The sequence below is a fragment of the Cellulophaga omnivescoria genome (genome assembly GCF_001999725.1).
Classification (GTDB): domain Bacteria; phylum Bacteroidota; class Bacteroidia; order Flavobacteriales; family Flavobacteriaceae; genus Cellulophaga; species Cellulophaga omnivescoria.
Window position 1 is genome coordinate 234,347 of record NZ_MDDP01000010.1, and the last position, 19,405, is coordinate 253,751.

The 19,405-nt window shown below is 31.9% G+C and carries 20 protein-coding genes; 3 read left to right on the plus strand and 17 right to left on the minus strand.

Annotated features, from left to right (window positions below; genetic code table 11):
• Nucleotides 1-18: 18 nt before the first annotated feature.
• From prs to BFJ87_RS06095, 4 genes are all read right to left on the minus strand, one after another.
• Nucleotides 19-861, minus strand: a complete 843-nt coding sequence (gene prs / locus BFJ87_RS06080) for a ribose-phosphate diphosphokinase (protein WP_077401407.1) — start codon at nt 859-861, stop codon at nt 19-21.
• Between the two features lie 63 nt (nt 862-924).
• Nucleotides 925-1,617 carry an NUDIX hydrolase gene (locus BFJ87_RS06085; RefSeq protein ID WP_077401410.1) on the minus strand — a complete coding sequence of 231 codons (693 nt, stop codon included), beginning with the start codon at nt 1,615-1,617 and terminating at the stop codon, nt 925-927.
• Between the two features lie 53 nt (nt 1,618-1,670).
• A complete protein-coding gene (rimM, locus tag BFJ87_RS06090) occupies nt 1,671-2,198 on the minus strand; it encodes a ribosome maturation factor RimM (protein ID WP_077401414.1) in 528 nt (175 codons plus the stop codon).
• Nucleotides 2,199-2,215: 17 nt separating this feature from the next.
• Complete coding sequence (locus BFJ87_RS06095; RefSeq protein WP_077401417.1) at nt 2,216-2,734, minus strand: 30S ribosomal protein S16; 519 nt, start codon at nt 2,732-2,734, stop codon at nt 2,216-2,218.
• A gap of 259 nt (nt 2,735-2,993) precedes the next feature.
• Between BFJ87_RS06095 and BFJ87_RS06100 the strand changes: the two genes are divergently transcribed.
• From BFJ87_RS06100 to BFJ87_RS06110, 3 genes are all read left to right on the plus strand, one after another.
• The gene (locus BFJ87_RS06100; protein ID WP_077401420.1) at nt 2,994-3,464 is read left to right on the plus strand and encodes a ferritin-like domain-containing protein; all 471 of its coding nucleotides are present in this window, start codon (nt 2,994-2,996) and stop codon (nt 3,462-3,464) included.
• Nucleotides 3,465-3,616: 152 nt separating this feature from the next.
• Nucleotides 3,617-8,056 carry a DNA polymerase III subunit alpha gene (gene dnaE, locus BFJ87_RS06105; protein WP_077401423.1) on the plus strand — a complete coding sequence of 1,480 codons (4,440 nt, stop codon included), beginning with the start codon at nt 3,617-3,619 and terminating at the stop codon, nt 8,054-8,056.
• Nucleotides 8,057-8,142: 86 nt separating this feature from the next.
• A complete protein-coding gene (locus tag BFJ87_RS06110) occupies nt 8,143-8,757 on the plus strand; it encodes a hypothetical protein (protein WP_077401426.1) in 615 nt (204 codons plus the stop codon).
• A gap of 71 nt (nt 8,758-8,828) precedes the next feature.
• Here BFJ87_RS06110 and BFJ87_RS06115 read toward each other — a convergent pair whose 3' ends face one another.
• The 13 genes from BFJ87_RS06115 to BFJ87_RS06175 form a co-directional block, all read right to left on the minus strand.
• Complete coding sequence (locus BFJ87_RS06115; RefSeq protein WP_077401429.1) at nt 8,829-10,214, minus strand: Kelch repeat-containing protein; 1,386 nt, start codon at nt 10,212-10,214, stop codon at nt 8,829-8,831.
• A 1-nt stretch (nt 10,215) separates the two neighbouring features.
• Nucleotides 10,216-10,680: a lipocalin-like domain-containing protein gene (locus BFJ87_RS06120; RefSeq protein WP_077401432.1), complete on the minus strand. Its 465-nt coding sequence runs from the start codon at nt 10,678-10,680 to the stop codon at nt 10,216-10,218.
• Nucleotides 10,681-10,766: 86 nt separating this feature from the next.
• Complete coding sequence (locus BFJ87_RS06125; protein WP_077401436.1) at nt 10,767-12,275, minus strand: phosphoinositide-specific phospholipase C-related protein; 1,509 nt, start codon at nt 12,273-12,275, stop codon at nt 10,767-10,769.
• A 109-nt stretch (nt 12,276-12,384) separates the two neighbouring features.
• Nucleotides 12,385-12,888 (minus strand): hypothetical protein, encoded by a 504-nt coding sequence (locus BFJ87_RS06130; protein WP_077401439.1) that lies wholly within the window; start codon nt 12,886-12,888, stop codon nt 12,385-12,387.
• Between the two features lie 3 nt (nt 12,889-12,891).
• Nucleotides 12,892-13,803, minus strand: coding sequence for a helix-turn-helix domain-containing protein (locus BFJ87_RS06135; RefSeq protein WP_077401442.1), 912 nt, complete (start codon nt 13,801-13,803; stop codon nt 12,892-12,894).
• A 9-nt stretch (nt 13,804-13,812) separates the two neighbouring features.
• Nucleotides 13,813-14,763 (minus strand): SDR family NAD(P)-dependent oxidoreductase, encoded by a 951-nt coding sequence (locus tag BFJ87_RS06140; protein ID WP_077401445.1) that lies wholly within the window; start codon nt 14,761-14,763, stop codon nt 13,813-13,815.
• Between the two features lie 221 nt (nt 14,764-14,984).
• A complete protein-coding gene (locus BFJ87_RS06145) occupies nt 14,985-15,548 on the minus strand; it encodes a hypothetical protein (RefSeq protein ID WP_077401448.1) in 564 nt (187 codons plus the stop codon).
• 132 nt (nt 15,549-15,680) lie between these two features.
• On the minus strand, nt 15,681-16,148 hold the full coding sequence (locus BFJ87_RS06150) for a DinB family protein (RefSeq protein ID WP_077401451.1): 468 nt from the start codon (nt 16,146-16,148) through the stop codon (nt 15,681-15,683).
• Nucleotides 16,149-16,383: 235 nt separating this feature from the next.
• Nucleotides 16,384-16,827 carry a GNAT family N-acetyltransferase gene (locus tag BFJ87_RS06155; protein WP_077401454.1) on the minus strand — a complete coding sequence of 148 codons (444 nt, stop codon included), beginning with the start codon at nt 16,825-16,827 and terminating at the stop codon, nt 16,384-16,386.
• Nucleotides 16,824-17,240, minus strand: a complete 417-nt coding sequence (locus BFJ87_RS06160; RefSeq protein WP_077401457.1) for a hypothetical protein — start codon at nt 17,238-17,240, stop codon at nt 16,824-16,826. Before BFJ87_RS06160 ends, BFJ87_RS06155 begins: the two co-directional genes overlap by 4 nt.
• A 132-nt stretch (nt 17,241-17,372) precedes the next feature.
• The gene (locus BFJ87_RS06165) at nt 17,373-18,032 is read right to left on the minus strand and encodes a class I SAM-dependent methyltransferase (protein ID WP_077401459.1); all 660 of its coding nucleotides are present in this window, start codon (nt 18,030-18,032) and stop codon (nt 17,373-17,375) included.
• A gap of 8 nt (nt 18,033-18,040) precedes the next feature.
• Nucleotides 18,041-18,433 (minus strand): VOC family protein, encoded by a 393-nt coding sequence (locus tag BFJ87_RS06170; protein ID WP_077402236.1) that lies wholly within the window; start codon nt 18,431-18,433, stop codon nt 18,041-18,043.
• A gap of 134 nt (nt 18,434-18,567) precedes the next feature.
• Nucleotides 18,568-19,329, minus strand: a complete 762-nt coding sequence (locus BFJ87_RS06175) for an AraC family transcriptional regulator (protein ID WP_139344217.1) — start codon at nt 19,327-19,329, stop codon at nt 18,568-18,570.
• Nucleotides 19,330-19,405: the final 76 nt, after the last annotated feature.

The following is a 19,405-nucleotide window of genomic DNA, read 5'->3' on the forward strand; positions in this document are numbered from 1 at the left end:
TAATTTGTTTCTAATGTCTTATTCTAATATGGTTGCAATTGGTATTTGTGTAACCTTTGGTTGTTCTGTAATTGTGTTAAAAGCATCTGTAGTAAAAATACCATTGTAATAATTACTTAAGCTCTCTAAACCTTTGCTAAATATACCGTGACTTACAGCTAGGTATAAATTGCCTGCATTTTTATTTTTTAGTTCTTGTGCTAAACCATTAAAAGTTCCACCACCATCGCAAATATCATCTACAACCAAACAATCTTTACCCTGTAAATCATCTGCATATACTTTAAAACCAGAAAGTTTTCCCGTTTTTACATCTCTAGTTTTGGAGCACTCTATTACTTCTTTTCCCCCTAAATATTCAGATACTTTATAAATTTTTTTAAGCGCACCACCATCAGGAGAAATTAGTACAACATTGCTGTTTAAGGTTGACAATACCTTTTGTATAAAAGTGTAATTTGTAATTGTAGTGCAATTGTGTAATAGAGCAGGTGTAACCTCAGAATGTGGGTCATAAACAATAACTTCATTTAATTGAAGATTATTTATTAATTCTGCATACACTTTTACAGATAATGATTCTCCTGAAACCATTAGCCTATCTTGCCTAGCAGCCGGAAAATATGGTATAAAAGCATTAATTGTTTTTACGCCCATACGTTTTAAAGCATCTACGGTAATTAATAACAAGCCAACATCATTAAAAGACTGTAGTCTGTGTGTTACTGTTATTGTATCTGAGGTATTAAAATTGTCTTCTATTTTAATGTGAGGTTCACCACCAGAAAATAAAAACGATTTAAATTCGATGCTTTTCTGATTTGGGAACGGGTTAAACTGTGGATCTAAATTTAATATCATTTGCGTTATTTTTACACAAAGTTAAATAAGTAAGTGGATAAGTAAAAATATTTTGTGTTAAAATTACGCAAACTTAATTTCAAAATGAATTCCATTTTCTTCTAAAGCCTTGTATTTGTTTGGTTCAAACGTGTATAGTTGTGCTGGTCTTCCGCTGCCATTTTTTTGCTTTTCATCACATTTTTTAATAAATCCAAAGCTCAGAATTTTTTTTCTAAAGTTTCTCCTGTCTATGTCTTGTTCTAAAATAGTTGCATACAAATGCTCTAAATCCGAAAAAGGAAACTTTTTAGGAAGCAAATCAAAGCCAATAGGTTGGTAGTGTAGTTTTGCTTTAATTCTTTTAAAAGCAGTATCTATTATTAAATTATGATCAAAAGGCAGTGAAGGTATGTTGTTAATGTTTTGCCACTTTACGTCCTGTGCATCTGTTGCTGCCGCTAGTTGTAAAAGGCCGGGGTTTACTAATGCAAAATAAGATACAGATATTACTTGGTTTCTTTTATCGCGTTCTACATCATCACCAAAAGTATAAAGCTGTTCTAGGTAATTAACCTTTATTCCAGCTTCTTCATGTAATTCTCTGTGTACAGCTTTGGTTAGTGTTTCTCCGTTTTGTACTAAACCACCAGGTAATACCCATTGGTTTTTATAAAAGCCATATTTTTGTTGTACTAACAATACATAAAGAGCATTGTTATGGTAGCCAAAAACCACGGCATCTACAGCTACTTTTATATTCTGATTGTTTTGCATAATATGTGTACTATATACGCAAAAATACAGGTTTTATTATGTAAGAGGTAAATTTAACTTAAGTATAAATCTACTAAGCCTTCAGGAGTAGTTACAAAAATGGTTTTATTTTCACGATCTACTTTGGTAATAATTTCGTCGTTAATAGGGATTAGCAGTTGTTTGTCTCCTTTTTCCACTTCAAAAAGTGCTTGTGATGTGGTGTCGTTAACACTGGTAATTTGTCCAATATCTCCGTGTACATCATCTTGTAAAGTAAAACCTATAACTTCGTGAAAGTAAAATTTGTTACCAGTTAATTTAGGTAACATTGTAAGTGGTAGGTAAAGTTTAGAGCCCATAATGCGGTCTGCATCAGACTCATTTAAAACTTCTTCAAATTTTATACGTAGTAAGCTAGATTTATGTAGCCTACATTTATCAATAAAAAATGGAACCAGGTTATTTCCTAAAGAAATAAACACTGATTCCATATTTTCGTATAAATCGGGTTCATCTGCATCAACCTTAATTAACACTTCACCCTTAAAACTATATTTTGAAACGATTTTACCTAAGTAGAAACAATCTTCCTTTTGCATATCGTTTATATATAAATTTATTCTTCTTCAGAAGCTGCTGCTACATCTTCAGAGTCAGCTGCTGCTTCTTCTGCTACAGGAGCTGCCGCTGCTGCTGCTTCAGCTGCACGTTTTTCATTAATTGCTTTTTCTGCTTCTAATTTCTTAGCAGCCTCATCAGCTTTAGCTTTATCTAAACCTTCAACTTTACCAGCTACAGATTTTTCTTTTTCAGCTACCCAAGCATTAAATTTTTCTTCAGCTTGCTCTTCAGTTAATGCACCTTTACGTACACCACCTTGTAAATGGTGCTTTAATAAAACACCTTTGTAAGATAAAATTCTTTTAGCTGTATCAGATGGTTGTGCACCATTTGATAACCATTTTACAGAACTATCTACATCTAAGTTAATTGTTGCAGGGTTAGTATTTGGATTGTAAGTTCCTAATTTTTCTAAGAATTTACCATCTCTTTTAGAGCGAGAATCCGCTGCTACTACCCAATAGAAAGGTTTTCCTTTTTTTCCGTGTCTTTGTAATCTAATTCTAACTGGCATATCACATTAAATTTGTAGGGTGCCCGACCCCTGTTATTAATTCTTTTTAATTGCTTTTGGCTTAAAAGCGGGTGCAAATATACAATTTATGTTTAATCTGCAATGTTTTGAATGGCAAAAATAACAGTTTTTGCTTAACATTTATTAAGACTTGGCGTTAAACTTAGGCTAAACCGCAGTATTTTCTTGTTATTGGGTGTTTCGGTTTGTAATTTAGAGGAACAAGATTGTTGATAGTCAGCAATGTAAATTAATTTAAATGATAAGAGATATTATGAAGTATACAGAAGAAATTACAAACAGATTAAACAATTTATTAGAGAAAACTTATGACGCCGAAAAAGGATATAAACTTGGCGCCGAAAAAGTTGAAAATCCATCCATAAAAAGATTTTTGGAAAGTAAAGTAGAACAGCGTTATAATTTTGGGCATCAATTAAAGTCTGAGATTTTGGCATACGGACACTTGCCAGAAAAGAGCGGAACAATTAAGGGTGACTTGCACAGAACTTGGATGAACCTAACGGCAACTTTGTCTTCTAATGAAGAAGAACGCATTTTAGACGAGGTAGAACGCGGAGAACAATCTTTTATAGAAGAGTATGATGATATATTAAATGACAAAGATATGGTGTTGCCACCATCTACAGAAAACCTGCTAATAGCGCAGCGCAATAGTGTGCAATCTGCGTTAAACACTGCAAAGGTGTATCAGGAAATGGTTTCATAATTATCTTGTATGTTTGGTTAATTGTTGAGGGAGCAGGGCATAAGTCCTGCTCTTTTTTGTAACGTTAATAACTCTTGCTGCTATAGCTTTATAAAACGGAGGATTTTTGGTATTTTTATCCACTGCTTTTTTACCACTACAAACAATACACTATGTACTTAATTTTTGATACTGAAACTACCGGATTACCTAAGCGTTGGGATGCGCCTTATACAGATACAGACAACTGGCCTAGGTGTATTCAAATTGCTTGGCAATTGCATGATGGTATGGGTAATGTTGTAGAACATCAAGATTATTTAGTGAAACCAGACGGATTTAATATTCCGTATGATGCAGAAAAAATACACGGTATTTCTACTGCTTTAGCAGAACAAGATGGTGTGCCTTTAGCAGAGGTTTTAGAAAAATTTAATGCTGCATTAGAAAAAACCAAATTTGTTGTTGGACAAAATGTTGGGTTTGACCTTAACATTATGGGGGCAGAGTTTCATCGTCTTCAGGTAGAAAACCAACTACAAGAGTTACCTGTTTTAGATACGTGTACAGAACACACTGCTAGCTTGTGCCAAATTCCTGGTGGGCGTGGAGGTAAATTTAAATTGCCAACACTAACAGAATTGCATCAATTTTTATTTGGTGAACCTTTTGGAGAAGCGCACAACGCAACTGCTGATGTAGAGGCAACTACGCGTTGTTTTCTAGAGCTTATTCGTAAGCAGCAATATACCGCAGAACAGTTAGATGTTCAGCCAGATTATTTTAAAAACTTTTCAGAAGCTAATCCTAAGCCAATAGAGCTTATAGGGTTAAAACACATTAACCTAAAAAAGGCATCTAAAAAAATAGCAGATGCACTGTGGGCTAAAGATACTGGTGGTGTTAGTAAAGAAGAAATTAAAGAAAATTTAGCAACTTTAGAGTCGGCCGAGTTTTCTCACTTACATAACCACACACAGTTTTCTATATTACAGTCTACTATTAGTATTCCAGATCTTATAAAAGCTACTGCTAAAAATAATATGCCTGCCGTAGCAATGACAGATCATGCTAATATGATGGGTGCATTTCATTTTGTAAATGGTGTTCTTAACCACAACAAAGGTGTAAAATCTAGAAATGATGCTAATGAAATACGGTATGAAGCTACGCAAGAGGGGCGTTTAGAAGAGGGAGAAGAACCGTTACATGAGTTTGTGCCAGAAAAGGAAATTACACCAATAATTGGGTGCGAGTTTCAGGTATGTGAGGATCACACTAACAAATCTCAAAAAGACAATGGGTACCAAGTAGTATTTTTAGCAAAAAATAAAAATGGCTATCACAACTTAGCAAAAATGTCTTCTATTGCCTTTGTAGATGGTAAATACTATGTGCCTAGAATAGATAAAAAAATTATAGAACAGTACAAAGAAGATTTAATTGTACTTACAGGTAACCTTTACGGAGAGGTACCTAGTTTGGTTTTAAATGTGGGCGAAAACCAAGCAGAAGAGGCATTACTTTGGTGGAAAGAGCAGTTTGGAGACGACCTGTATATGGAAATTATGCGTCACGGCCAAGAAGACGAAGACCGTGTAAACCAGGTTTTAATAAAATTTGCTAAAAAACACAATGTAAAACTTGTGGCTACAAATAATACCTATTATGTAGATAAAGAAAATGCACATGCACATGATATTTTATTGTGTGTAAAAGATGGAGAAAAACAAAGCACACCAATAGGTCGTGGTCGTGGCTATCGCTATGGTTTGCCTAACCAAGAATACTACTTTAAGTCTTCTGATGAAATGAAGGAGCTTTTTAAAGATATACCTGAGGCAATAACCAATATACAAGAAGTTGTAGACAAAGTAGAAACATTTACACTAGCACGTGACGTATTATTGCCTGCTTTTGATATTCCAGAAGAGTTTGTTTTTGAAGAAGATAAGCTAGATGGTGGTAAACGTGGAGAAAATAAGTTTTTAAGACACTTAACTTACGAAGGTGCAAAAATAAGATATGGAGAAATTACACCAGAGATTGATGAACGTTTAGATTTTGAACTTAAAGTAATTGAAAAAACAGGATATCCAGGATATTTCTTAATTGTAGAAGATTTTATTAGAGCGGCTCGTAAAATGGACGTGTCTGTAGGTCCTGGTCGTGGTTCTGCAGCAGGTTCTGCTGTTGCCTATTGTTTATGGATTACCAATTTAGATCCTATTAAGTACGATTTACTTTTTGAGCGTTTTCTTAATCCAGATCGTGTATCTATGCCAGATATTGATATAGATTTTGATGATGAAGGACGTGGACGCGTAATGGATTATGTAATTGATAAGTACGGCTCTAACCAAGTAGCGCAAATTATTACCTACGGTACAATGGCAGCCAAATCATCTATTAGAGATACTGCCCGTGCGCTAGACTTACCCTTGGGTGATGCAGACCGTATGGCTAAGCTTATACCTAACATGTCTAAGCTTAAAAAAATTATTGGTGTAGATGAAAAAACATTAAAAAGTAAGTTTAATAGTGAGGAACTAGCAAAAATAAACGAGCTTTTAGAAATTTCTGAAGGAGATGATTTAGAATCTGAAACTTTAAACCAAGCTTATATTTTAGAAGGTTCTGTGCGTAATACTGGTATACACGCTTGTGGTGTAATTATTACTCCAGATGATATTACAAAGTTTGTACCTGTAGCATTAGCAAAGGACTCAGACATGTATTGTACACAGTTTGATAACTCTGTTGTGGAAAGTGCCGGCTTGCTAAAAATGGATTTCTTGGGGTTAAAAACACTAACCCTAATTAAGGATACCGTTAAAATTGTAAAAGCAAAGCACGGTGTAGAGCTAGATCCAGAGAATTTTCCGTTAGATGATCAAAAAACATATGAGCTTTTTCAGAGAGGTGAAACAGTTGGGGTTTTCCAATATGAATCTCCCGGAATGCAAAAACACATGCGATCACTAAAACCTACCGTGTTTGCAGATTTAATTGCCATGAACGCATTGTACCGTCCAGGGCCAATGGAATACATACCAAGTTTTATTGCTCGTAAACACGGTACAGAAGAAATTATTTATGATTTAGATGCTTGTGAGGAGTACTTAGCAGAAACCTATGGTATTACGGTTTACCAGGAGCAAGTTATGCTTTTGTCTCAGAAATTAGCAGATTTTACCAAGGGTGAAGCCGATGTATTGCGTAAGGCAATGGGTAAAAAGCAAAAGCACGTTCTAGATAAAATGAAGCCAAAGTTTATACAACAGGCTTCTGCAAAAGGACATGCGGTAGATAAATTAGAAAAAATTTGGAAAGATTGGGAAGCTTTTGCGGCATATGCATTTAATAAATCTCACTCTACCTGTTACGCATGGATTGCTTACCAAACAGCATATTGTAAGGCACACTACCCAGCAGAATATATGGCTGCGGTACTGTCTAATAATATGAATGATATTAAAACAGTTACCTTTTTTATGGAAGAGTGTAAACGTATGGGCTTAGAGGTTTTGGGGCCAGATGTAAACGAATCTTACTATAAATTTGCTGTAAACGACGCTGGTGCAGTTCGTTTTGGTATGGGAGCTGTTAAAGGTGTTGGTCGTGGTGCTGTTGAAACTATTGTAGAAAATAGAAAAAAAGACGGTCCGTATAAATCTGTTTTTGATTTGGCAAAACGTATAGATTTACGTGCGGCAAATAAAAGAGCTTTTGAAAACTTAACTCTAGCTGGTGGTTTTGACTCTTTTGGAGATACCCATAGAGCACAATATTTACACGATGAAGGAGACGGAATTACGTTTTTAGAAAAAGTAATGAAATATGGCTCTAAGTTTCAAGAAAGCCAAAACTCGTCTCAAGTAAGTTTGTTTGGCGAGGCTAGTGATGTACAAATTCCAGAACCTGTAGTACCACCTTGTGAAGAGTGGGGGACTATGGAAAAACTACGTAAGGAAAAGGAAGTTGTAGGTATTTATATTTCTGGTCATCCGCTAGATGATTTTAAATCAGAAATAAAATCGTTTTGTAATTCTGGTATTGCAGCCGTACATAATATGGAGCAATATGTAAATAAAGAACTTTCTATTGCAGGTGTAATTACAGATGTGCAACATAGAGTTTCTAAAAACGGAAAAGGTTGGGCTATGTTTTCTATGGAAGATTATACAGATTCATACGATTTTAGAATTTTTGGAGAAGAGTATTTAAAATTTCGTCATTTTTTAATGATTAGCTCTTTTGTGTATGTAAAACTATTTATTAGAGAAGGATGGACTAATAAAGATACAGGTAAAAAAGGAGATCCGAGATTGCAATTTAATAGTTTTATGTTGTTGCAAGATGTAATGGAGCAATATGCTAAAAAACTTACTATAAAACTAAATATAGATACACTTAAGGAAGAAGATGTTTTTAATTTAAAAAAGACGTTGAACTCTGACGAGCAAGAAGGAAAACATCCTCTAAAGTTTGAGGTTTATGAAATGCAAGAGCAAATAAAAGTAGACTTATCTAGCAGAAAACAAAAAATAAATATAACCACACAATTGTTAGCGGAATTAGAGGAGCAGGACATTATTTTTAAACTAAATTAAAAGCATTAAGAAATATTTAACAGTAGGGAATTTTTAATTAAAGTTGTTTAAAGGTTGATCTAGAAATTAACCTAACATAATTTTAAATGAAACAATTACTTTTAAGCTTACTTTTAACTTTAGTACTAACTTCTTGCCAGACTGAAGAAGAGTTTGAAACTCCTAAACAACAAGCAGAAGTACCTTTGGCAGAAACAGCTGAAAATATCGAAGCTGATACTAAAAATGAGGATGATAAAACTAATGGAGAAGAAGGTAGTAATGAAGACCCTAATAACCAAAGCAATCAAGAAAATCAAAATAATGAAGAAAAGGGTATTACCGTTGTATTATTAACAGATATTCTTTTAAAAAATACGTGGACAGTAGACAACTTAACTCAGAAAAAAGGATTAACTGCTTATATAGATAGGACTTCTAAGTTATCTGGTTTTACCTTTGTTTTTAAAGACTCTGGTAAAGTTATAGCAGAGGCAGATAATACTGTTGTAGATGGTAGCTGGACAATTACTGGTAATGAAAAAGAAGGTTTAATTTTAATGTTAGATTTTGACACCAAATTAGCAGATTTTGTAGTGTTAAATAACAATTGGCCAATAGTATCATTATCTAATACAAGTATGGGATATGTACACGGTAACTTAAATGTTGCAGCTAATGCAGATAATAGAGTGTTTTTAAGTTTTGATAAAGCTAAATAAACTTAATTATAGAAGTATAAAAGCGCAACAAATACCAAATTTTTGTTGTGGCTTTTAACTGTGCTGCTATTTTAACTTAAATATTTTTCCTTAAAAACTTTGGTGGTCTTAAACTCTTCTAAATCTATGCTATAGACTTCTTTAGATACCTTTATTTGATAATTAAAATTTTTAGAACCACCAAGTATATACAACTTGCCATTAAAATAATGCATATTGGCATACTTTAAAGGAATATCTATTTTATATTCTTTTAAAACATTTGTTTTAGTGTTGTAAGTAAGTATTTTTTTTGAGTTAAAAATATAAATAATGTTGTTATCGTAAGCTAAAGCAGGTCTTTCAATCCCATTAAATAGCGTTCCTTGTAACTCCCATTTAGCGGTTTCTAAATCGTAAGATTCAATATTTTTTAGTGGTCCGTTATGAAAACCTCCAACTAAAAAGACTTTATCATTAGCTACTATACCGTTAGCTTCTTTACCTTTTAACATTTTTGTTAATTGGTACCAATAACCGGTTGTGGTATTATATAAATAAGAATTGTTACGATACAATTTTTTACCGTTGTCTAATAATTTTGTAGATCCTCCCATTATAATTATGTTATTTTGGTAGGCTACAGCAGTAAAGTTTACGGCTTGGTGCGGGTAGGCATCATCAATAACAATTTCATTTGTGGCAGTATTTAATATTTCAATTTTATTATTTAAATATTCTCTTTTTTTGTTTGCAGATATTGTTTTACCTCCTAAAACATATAATTTGTTGGCAACAGCAACTGTTTTATGAAATGCCTTCTTATCTAGTTTTTCCTTAGTAACTTTCCATGAGTTATTTTTAAAATCATAAATCTGTATCTTGTTACTATAACTCTCCCAGGAGCCATTTAATTTTAAGTTTGAAACTAACTCAGACATAGTTTCTGAATTATCTATAGCTCTTTTTTCATTTTCTTCAATAAAAGATAAATCACCAGCAGTAACGTAAAGTTTATCATCAACAATTGTAGATCCAAAGTTAGCTACACCATGTGGCATTTCTGCTAGTTTTTTATAGCCAATATTTTTTTTTAATTTTTTGTTAGATGAAACAACAACTTCCTTTAATTTTTCTGCATTAGACTCTAAATAAACAATGTAATTGGCATTTTTAATAGACTGTATGGTAATTACTGAAGTTTTATATCCTATACTAGAAAACTGTAATTTGGTTTGTGGCGCTAAATTAATACTTGTTTTTAATTTAAAGACTCCTTTAGCATTGGTTACTGTACCAGTGCTATTGTTTACTATAGTAATATTTACATTTTGTATTGGTGAGTTTGTTTCCTTACTTAAAACAGTACCTTTAATGGTTTGTGCAGTGCTTGCTACGGTTATAAAAAAAATAAGTAGAGCTAAACTTAAGTTGTTACTTAATTTGGCTCTTGAAGTTTTAGTGTTTTTTCTATGCATTTTAGTTTCTTCTTGTTAGCACTTGGGTGTAAATATCTATTGTGCCATCCTCATCGTAATCTATTTCTAATTCCCATTCCATTACTGTTTGGTTTAACTTGGTAATGGTTACAGTATAAACTACGTCATTAATAGTAAGAAGTAGGTTGTTGTTTTCATCTATATCCCAACTTCCAGCCGTAGGAGTAACTTCTTCACATCCGTTACCGCTATGGTTTTCAAACTCGGTTTGTTTGTAAGAACCGTTTTCTTCATAAATTTGATACTCAAACTCTTTATGGCATTCATCTGGATATTCTTCATCTACACCATTTACGGCTTGTGATTTAAAATTCCATTCCCCAACAATCATCTCACTATAATCAAGTTTAATATCATCTTTTTCATCTTCTGCATTATCATCAGAGGAACAAGAAAAAAAAGCTAATGCTAAAAATAAAGTAGCTAATGTGTTAAGTTTTTTCATTTATGTAAATTTTTTAATTAAAATTGTAATATAGCAATTTATAAGAATCTACGCACGTAATTATAACTACTTTAGTTTTTGTTTTACTACTTAAATAGTATTTTTTTACTAATAGCATCTTTTCCTAATTTTCCTTTAAGAATATAAATTCCTTTTAATCCGTTTGAGTTCCAGTGCAATTCCTTTTCTCCTTTAACTGTTTTATGAGTTATACTTTTAATATGTTGTCCGCTTAAATCATACAAATCTAGTATAAGAGTTTTAGGGTTTTGTGTATTGTAGTTAAATATTAAGGTCCCGTTTGCTGACGGATTTGGGTATACAGCTAAAGGATCTAATGTGGTGTTTTGTACAAAAGCTCTTGAGGCACTTTTTTGATTGGCAGTTATGTTTATGGTAAATGTTTTACTTTGTGTGCCATCATAATCTCCAATTTTAATAAATTTTGGAGAAAAATTATAGTTAGGATGTTCAAAAAATAGTGCTCTATTGTCATTAGGTCTTGCAGGAAAAGAGTAAAATAAATTCCATTTAGCTCTATCTCCTTTGTATTCTATATTTTTAATTTTTTTCCATTGTCCGTTTACATATTCTGCCAGATAAGTAGTTACATTTTTTATGTGAGAATTTGGGTTTCTAGAGTCAATAAACTTTCCTCTAACCTCATTAAAAGTGTTTACCTCATTAATCTGAGATATGGTAGATTTTCCGTTAGATAAATGATAGTAATCTAAAGCAATAGAAGGTCTGTGCCCAAACTGAAACCAAGCAGTTACTAGTTTTTTACTTACATCTTTATTTGCATCTTTAGACTTGTTAACGTCACCATTATATGTTGGAGCATCACCAGCAAAATGGTTTACTGTAAGTATAGTTTTATGGTCTATACCCCTGTCTACCTTAAACTTATTATTATCCCAAAGATGACTTACTTGCCCTGCTCTATACGGGTTTTGTACTGTATGTGTAAACTCATACCTGTAAATATTACTATTATAGTTAGTTTCACTAAATATTACTAGTCTTTTATTGGAGTTAATCATTTCCTGAATTGTTGGGTATGTGTCTGAACCGGAGTATGCAGGTCTGCTAGTACTAACAAAGGTACTGTGGTTGTATATGTAATTAGACATATTTTTATAACCACTTCTTCTTCCGTAAAAAATATCGTCCATACCAGAAATCCCTAGGTTAGGACCACTTTGCACATGTAATGTGATAATGTCTAGTGGATGATTTTTTAGCCAATCATAAATTATAATATTAAAATCTTTGGCATCCATCATACACATATTGGGAGTTCCGTGTTTTAGCCTTAACTCGCCATTAACACGGTGTATGTCTACCATAAATTTTCTAACGCCATCCTGTAATTGGGCTTTAATACCTTTTCCTTGATTTCTACCGCCTAAACAGCCAAAAAAACCTTGTGGACCATCTGTATTATTATTGTTTGCATTGTGGGTTATAAGCCATGAGATTTCATCATATCTTCTTTGCTTATTCATGTGGTTAGCGTCTTGTGCTAAAACAAATTGCAAGTTGCCTAAAACAATAATTAATGTTATTGTTTTTAGTGTAAGTAGGTTTTTCATTTTAAAATTTGGTTTAAGTTAATACGAACAAAAACCAAAGTTAGTGGGCAAAAATGATAAGCAGATTAATTAATGGTTATTAGAAAATTAACAATTTTATTCTTTCTTTTCAGCTGTTTTTATCAAGTGATTTTAGCTCTTTGTGGTAAGTTTCAATTCGGGCATAGGCAGTGCCATCTACTAATAAAATTACAATTAACATAGCAATAGTAGTTATGCTAATAGCTCTCCATGTTGAGGTTTGAGTAAAAAGAATTAGTAATGCAGCTATAACGATTAAAATAGGAATAACTTTAAATACAACAGTGTATTCTTTTAAAGTACTTTCCGTACGTTCAATTTCAGAATTATAAAAAGCAGATGCGTTAGTTGTAAATGCTTTTTTAAACTGATTAACTCTAGATTTATTTGTGTAAAATAATCCCAGACCTATAGTCATAAGCAATACACCGGTTACCAAAGTAGGAATAACATATGCCTTTGCTAAATCGGTTTTGCCCAATTGCCAAAAACCGGCACTGGCAATTAAAAATAAAGTGGCAAATAAAATAAAGAAGCGGGTTGAGAAAACCTCGGCTTTTGCCCATTCTGTAGCTAATTTTAGTAATTCCATATTTTAATTAAGTTTATATTTTTCTCTGTATTGTGTTGGACTTATACCTTCTTTCTTTTTAAATAACCTAGAAAAGTAAGGAGGATATTCAAAGCCTAACTCATAAGCAACCTCAGAAATACTTTTATTGGGTTGCAATAGTATATTTTTTGCTTCATCTATTAAATGCAAGTGCAAATGTTCTGTAGTGGTTTTGCCTGTTTCTTTTTTAAGTGTATCACTTAAATAGCGCTGAGATACCAACATTTTCTTTGCTATTTGTTCTATGCTAGGTATGCCATTTTCTTGTAATTGTCCAGATTCTAAATAGGTAGATATTTGCCTGTTAAATTGTTCTAATAAAGAGGTAGATAACTCTTTTCTGTTTAAAAACTGTCTGTCATAAAACCTGTTAGCATACTTTAAAAGGGTACTTAGTTGCGATATAATAATTTCTTTACTAAAAGCATCTTGGTTGTTTTGGTATTCTATTTCAATGTTTTCTACTAGCAGTTCTAGCTGCTTTTCTTCTTTTGGTGATAGGTGCAAAGCTTCGTTTACAGCATACGAAAAGAATCCGTAATTTTTTATTTGTTGTGCTAACTCTGTTCCTTTAATAAAATCTTCATGAAAGTTTATTGAAAAACCTTTGTGCTCAAAAACCATACTGCTATCCCATTGTAACACCTGTCTTGGTGCAATACAAATTAGTGCACCATTTGTAAAATCATACTTAGTACGTCCGTAATTTAACTCGCCTACAACAAATTTTTTAAAGCTAATGGAGTAGCAGTCATTAGTAATTGGCGGAGAGCTATCTCTAGGGCAAGGTAAATTACCATTGCCTTTAGAATTAAAAACGCTAAGCATTGGGTGCTCTGGTCTTGGCAGTTCTAAATAATTTAAATAAGCAGATAGTGTTTTAAAATGTTGCATACTACAAATTTATATATTCCATTTTACACCTGTTTCTTTTTCAGACAGTTGCCATAATTTTTCTGCTACAACTTTATCTTTTGCGTGTGGTTCTAATTTATGAACGCCAACAGGACCAGTCCAAAAGTTTCTGCCTGTAGGACCATAAAAACCACTTTGGTCTAAATTTGGCTCTGTTGCACACATTAATTGCGGATAAGCACCTTTTTTTGCAGATTGAGTTAATGGAGATAGTTTCATCAAATTAAAGATAAATTTCATTATAAAACTACCACTGGTATTAATTAGGTTGGTTCTAGAAGAACCAGGATGGCAAGCAAATGCTTTAACATCTGTTTTGCCATTTATAGCTAATTTATTTTGTAGCTCATAAATAGTCATAATTTGCGCAAGTTTACTTTGGCTAAAGGCATTGTTTGAAGTGTAATCTTTATGCCAGTTTAAATCATTAAAGTTTATGGTTTTAATTCCCATATTATACCCCATACTACCAACGGTAACTATACGTCCTTTAGATTTTTGAATAAGAGGAAATAGCAAGGCTTGTAACGTCCAGTTTCCAAAATAGTTTGTACCCATTTGACTCTCCCAACCATCTACAGTAAGCGTTAATTTTGGTACTTGTGCAATTGCCGCATTACAAATTAGCGCATCAATTTTAGTAACGCTGTTAAGCACCTTTTGGGCAGCTTTTTTTACAGAGGATTGTATAGATAGGTCTAAAGTTATATTTATAACATTGCTATGGCTACCAACTTCTTGCTTTAAAGTTTGTATAGTATCATCAGCCTTTTTGGGGTTTCTGTTAAGCATTACCACTTTAGCATTTTTAGACAGCAATATTTTAGCTGCTTCAAACCCGGTTCCGCTTGTAGTGCCTGTTATAACAAATGTTTTACCGCTTAAATCATCAATTCTTTCTGGTGTCCAACCATTTTTGCCAAATTTATTTGCTTTCATTGCTGTCTGTTTTTTTATAGATTAAAATAACATTGCAAAGATGAGGTAGTAATAGGCTTAACCGCTTATACAACTTTTCAGATGTTGTATACTTTTTGGTTGTGTTAGGTTATTTAAATAGTTAAGCACCTAGTTTAGCAAATTAAAATTTTCAACACTACAAGTAATTGTAAGTAGGCTAAAACAAGCAATAAATTATTTGCGGTGTTGGTAAATCGTTTTTATTCATATTCAAACCAAACTGTTTTCGAATTTCGTTCAATCGCATAGTCAATAAATCTTTTGAAATTCCTTAAGTCTTGTCCAAAATTATTTCCAATATAGCCATCTCCTTTGTCTTTAGTGAAGTCCGAAAAATAGTATTTAGAGTTCATAGAGTCAAAATCAGTTTTTATTAATCTCTCGTATAGATTATCAATTTTTTCTAGTCTATTAATTAACTTCTCTACAAGAATTTCTATATGATTTATATTTCCATTTAAGTCTTGTTTTCTCTTTTCGAAATCAGACTTTAAACGTTCCTTTTCTTCTTCATTTTCCGCAAATTCAATCATATCTATTTCTTCCTCTTCGCTTGGGTATTCGGTCATTTTGTATAAATGAGATATATCGATATTTGTTATTTTTCCTATTTGGTCAAATTCAGGTTTGTGTTTAACTATGCCTGGTCTAGACATTAGATTGCAAAATTCTCTGCTTAAAGAATAGAGATTACTATTCTCAAAGTATTCAGCCGTGATTATTTCACTGTAATTATTTACTCTTAAATTAATGTCTAAACCCATTTTTTTAAATTATGCACAACGGACTTGTGTATGAAACGTAGCGTGTAAAAAAACACTAACTTTTCAGGTAAAAACAGAGCCGAATTTTTATGTTTTGTTTTAATTATAGCCTATTTTAGCTGTAGTGTTTTTTTAATCCCATATTTTTGGTCTATCAATTTTCATTGCTCTTAAATATGACAAAAATTGTCCTGCGTGAACTGATTCGTGATATCCAATCCGCAATAAATATTTTCCAAGTATTTTCTTTTCTCCGTTCCCTGGATGAATGATTTCAGTTTTGTTTAATTCCGTATCCGAAAATTGCCATACACTTTCTATAATTTTTTTTCTATAAGGTTCGGCAAATTCAAGTTCATCAGTAACGTTAATGAATGGTCGGTTTTCCCAAGGTGTTTTATAATTTGTCATATCTCCATGATTAATAATAATATTCCATCCATAATCAGCTTCCAAAACGTGTCTTATCATTTCCGACGCACTCATAGCTTTTTCGTCAGGTTTCCAATTATAATATTTCTCAGGTAGTCCATTCCAAAGTTTTATGCTTCTTCTTCTTATTTCTATTAAATTTAAAATTATAAGTTCAGATTGGGTCATTTTCTTTGTTTTCGGGAATGTCGTTTTACATTACAGCCAACGGACTTGTATATGAAACGTAGTGTGTAAAAAGACACTAACTTTTCGGTTTAACCACAAGCCAAATCTTTTGTATTTTGTTTTTAATTTATCATTTTTAAAAGCCAAATTAAAAATTTGGCGGTCTTTCTAAATATACACAAACCTTTCGGTTAAGCATTTATTAGCTATGTTTTATACACCGTGTTGGCAGTAGTTATTTTTTTAATATCATATGTAGCGTTGGATAAGGTTTTCCGGAAGAATCCAATTCAGAGCGTTTAATAGTTTCAAATCCGCAATGTTTGTAAAATCCGACTGCTTGTTCATTTTGTTCGTTTACATCAACTTTTGTTACATTTAAGTGGTCAATTGAATAGTCTAATAGTGCTTTTCCGATTCTTTTCCCTCTATATTCAGGGTGAATAAATAACATTTCCAAGTTTTGGTCGGCTACTCCAAGAAAACCAACTATTTTTTTGTCATTATTCCTTATGCATCTTAATTCGACTGCATCTAAATAAGTGTTTAAAATTAGTGGTCTAAAATATTCAATATCTTCTTCTTTTAAGAAGTGATGCGTTGCTCGAACTGAAGACTCCCAAACAGCTACGACTTCTTGGTATTCAGTTTTATTAATTGGTTCTATTTTTACTTTCATTTTTTTTCTTTCAATCTGTTTTTTGATAAAAAGACCAGACATCCAACAGTTAACCCAACAAGTATAAAACCAGTTGACATTAACCAAGGAATTTGGACTTTATTATCTGCGGATTGTAGCGTTAATTCTGGTAAAGCAATTAAGAATATTCCCTTAAGTAGAAACATACAACCTAATACAGATACTAAAATTTGAAGCATATTTTTCCACAAGAAATGATTAACAAGAATTGCCACTCCAATGAAAAAATGAACCATACCTGATAAATTAATTAAAACAGGGTCTGTTCCTTTGTGAGATATCATTTGTGAAAAAAACTCACTTGAAACAGAAAATCCAATACCAGTAATAACCAAATAAACAGATAGTATTTTTCCTATTTTAGATGTCATTTCCATATTATTTACTTTCATTTTAATTAGTAGTAATAGTGAAGTATCTGAAAAGTGTCTTATTACAATGTTTTACCATTTTACGGTTTTCATAGACTATAAATTTATATATAGATTTATAGTATTACAACTTAATCACTACTTTTATATGTGCTATAATAGATGAATAGCTTTTTGCATTATGAAATATTGAGATATCAAATTATGAGTTTTTTCATTAAATTCAATTTCTGGTTCAATTTTCTCAATTCTTTCGATAATTTTAAAATTAGTTTGTTCAATTAAAGACTCAAAATCCTCATTTCTATACTCCTTAAATCCGTATTGGGTAAAATCGAGTGTTTGCCCACTTATAAAAGGTCTAAATGAAACTATCAATATTCCCTTTTTCTTTAAGACTCTATAAACTTCTTCTAATGCCTTTATTGGATTTTTCCAAAAGTAAATGGTGTTAACTGTACATATTTTATCAAATGTTTCATCCCACACAGGTATTTTCTCAATGTCTGCAACAAATATATCTACGTATCCTGTTTCAAATAGAGAACTATTAATCCTCTTTGCTTCAGTTATCATAGTTTCAGAAATATCAATTCCAGTATAGGATACACGAGAAGTATTGTCTAGAATATCCTTAATGAATTTACCGTTTCCAATTCCAATTTCTAGAACAGCATTATTATCGTTTATTTTTAACAATTCATAAGTTGTTTTACTTATAAATTCATTCATTGTATTCATACCTAATGCAATATCAATTCCAAATTGTCCTGATGGATTGGCTAACTGTTTTGAAACTTTTTCAAAATTCATTTAGCAATTTATTTTGGCGTTTCGGAAAAAGTTAAAATAAAACCATTCAAGTCCATTATTGCGAACTCATTGGTGTCGTAAAAAGTTCTGTTCATAGGTTTTACGATATTAACTTCTTTAGGTAGTTGATTGAAATATTTATTTATGTCTTTTACTCTAATGTAAAAAGTTAATGCACCTCCAATTTTTAAAGATTCCATTTCTTTATACTCGGCTTTTAATGATTTTTCCTCTTGGAACATCATTCCTACATTATCTAACATAACATAACACCATTCATATTCACCTGATTCGGGATTAGTATCTATTAATGTAAAACCTAACTTTGTTACGTAATAATCTAAAGTTGCATTTACGTCTTTAACCATTATGTTTGGTGTAAGAGATTCTAATTTTGCCATATTATTATTTTTAGTTTGAGAATAAGATTTAGTAGACCAACTAATGAGAACTACTATTAAAAAATATTTCATGATTGTTTTAAGGCAAATGTAAAAGTTAAGAAGGTGCCATGTTTTGTAAAAAAACGACAAGATTATAATTCTGAAGGATTTACTCCCGACATTTTTTTTATTTCTTTGAAGAGGTGAGAATGGTCAAAGTAACCGTTATCAAATGCTGTGTTTAATAAACTTAAGTTTGGATTTTTTGTAATACAATCTTTGACTTGATTAAAACGTATTATCGAATGATATTCTTTCATGGTAACTCCGATTGTTGTTTTAAAACGCCTTTCTAATTGTCTTAAGCTTATACAATGATTTTTAGCTATTTTGTTCAAGTCTAACTCTCTATAGTTTAGTTGGATTGATTGACAAACGGAGTGTTCCAATTTGTTTGGTGTTAAATCTGACCAATTTATTTCAGCTAATAAAAATTTATTGATTATTTGGACTTTTTCCCAATGATGCTTTTTTTCAACTAATTCATCTAAAAACGAATTGTTAAGTTTAAAGAAAAAGTTTGATGCATTAATGGTAGTGTTTTTTATTTCTGAAAGAGGTATATTCGAGATAGCATTAAATTGTCCTGTTTTAAATCTTATACCTAGTGTTTCTGAATTTTTTCTTGATATTACTTTTTTAAACTTTGTCATCATTCCTGAAATTCTAATTTCATTTTCTGAGTTCAAATGCTTTTGCTTGTTAAGGTCAAAAACAATATCTACATATCCATCAGGCAAGATTCTAGACTCTATTTCTTTTCCATTGTTTGTTGCTATCCAAATGGTATCAACAATTGAATTCAAATTTTCAGATGGTATGTATTTTTTATAGTTCATTCTAATTACTGCCAACGGTCTTGTGTATGGTTAGTTACGTTGTTTAAGCACCTAATTTAGCAAATAAAACATAGTTAGAAAATCCGCGATG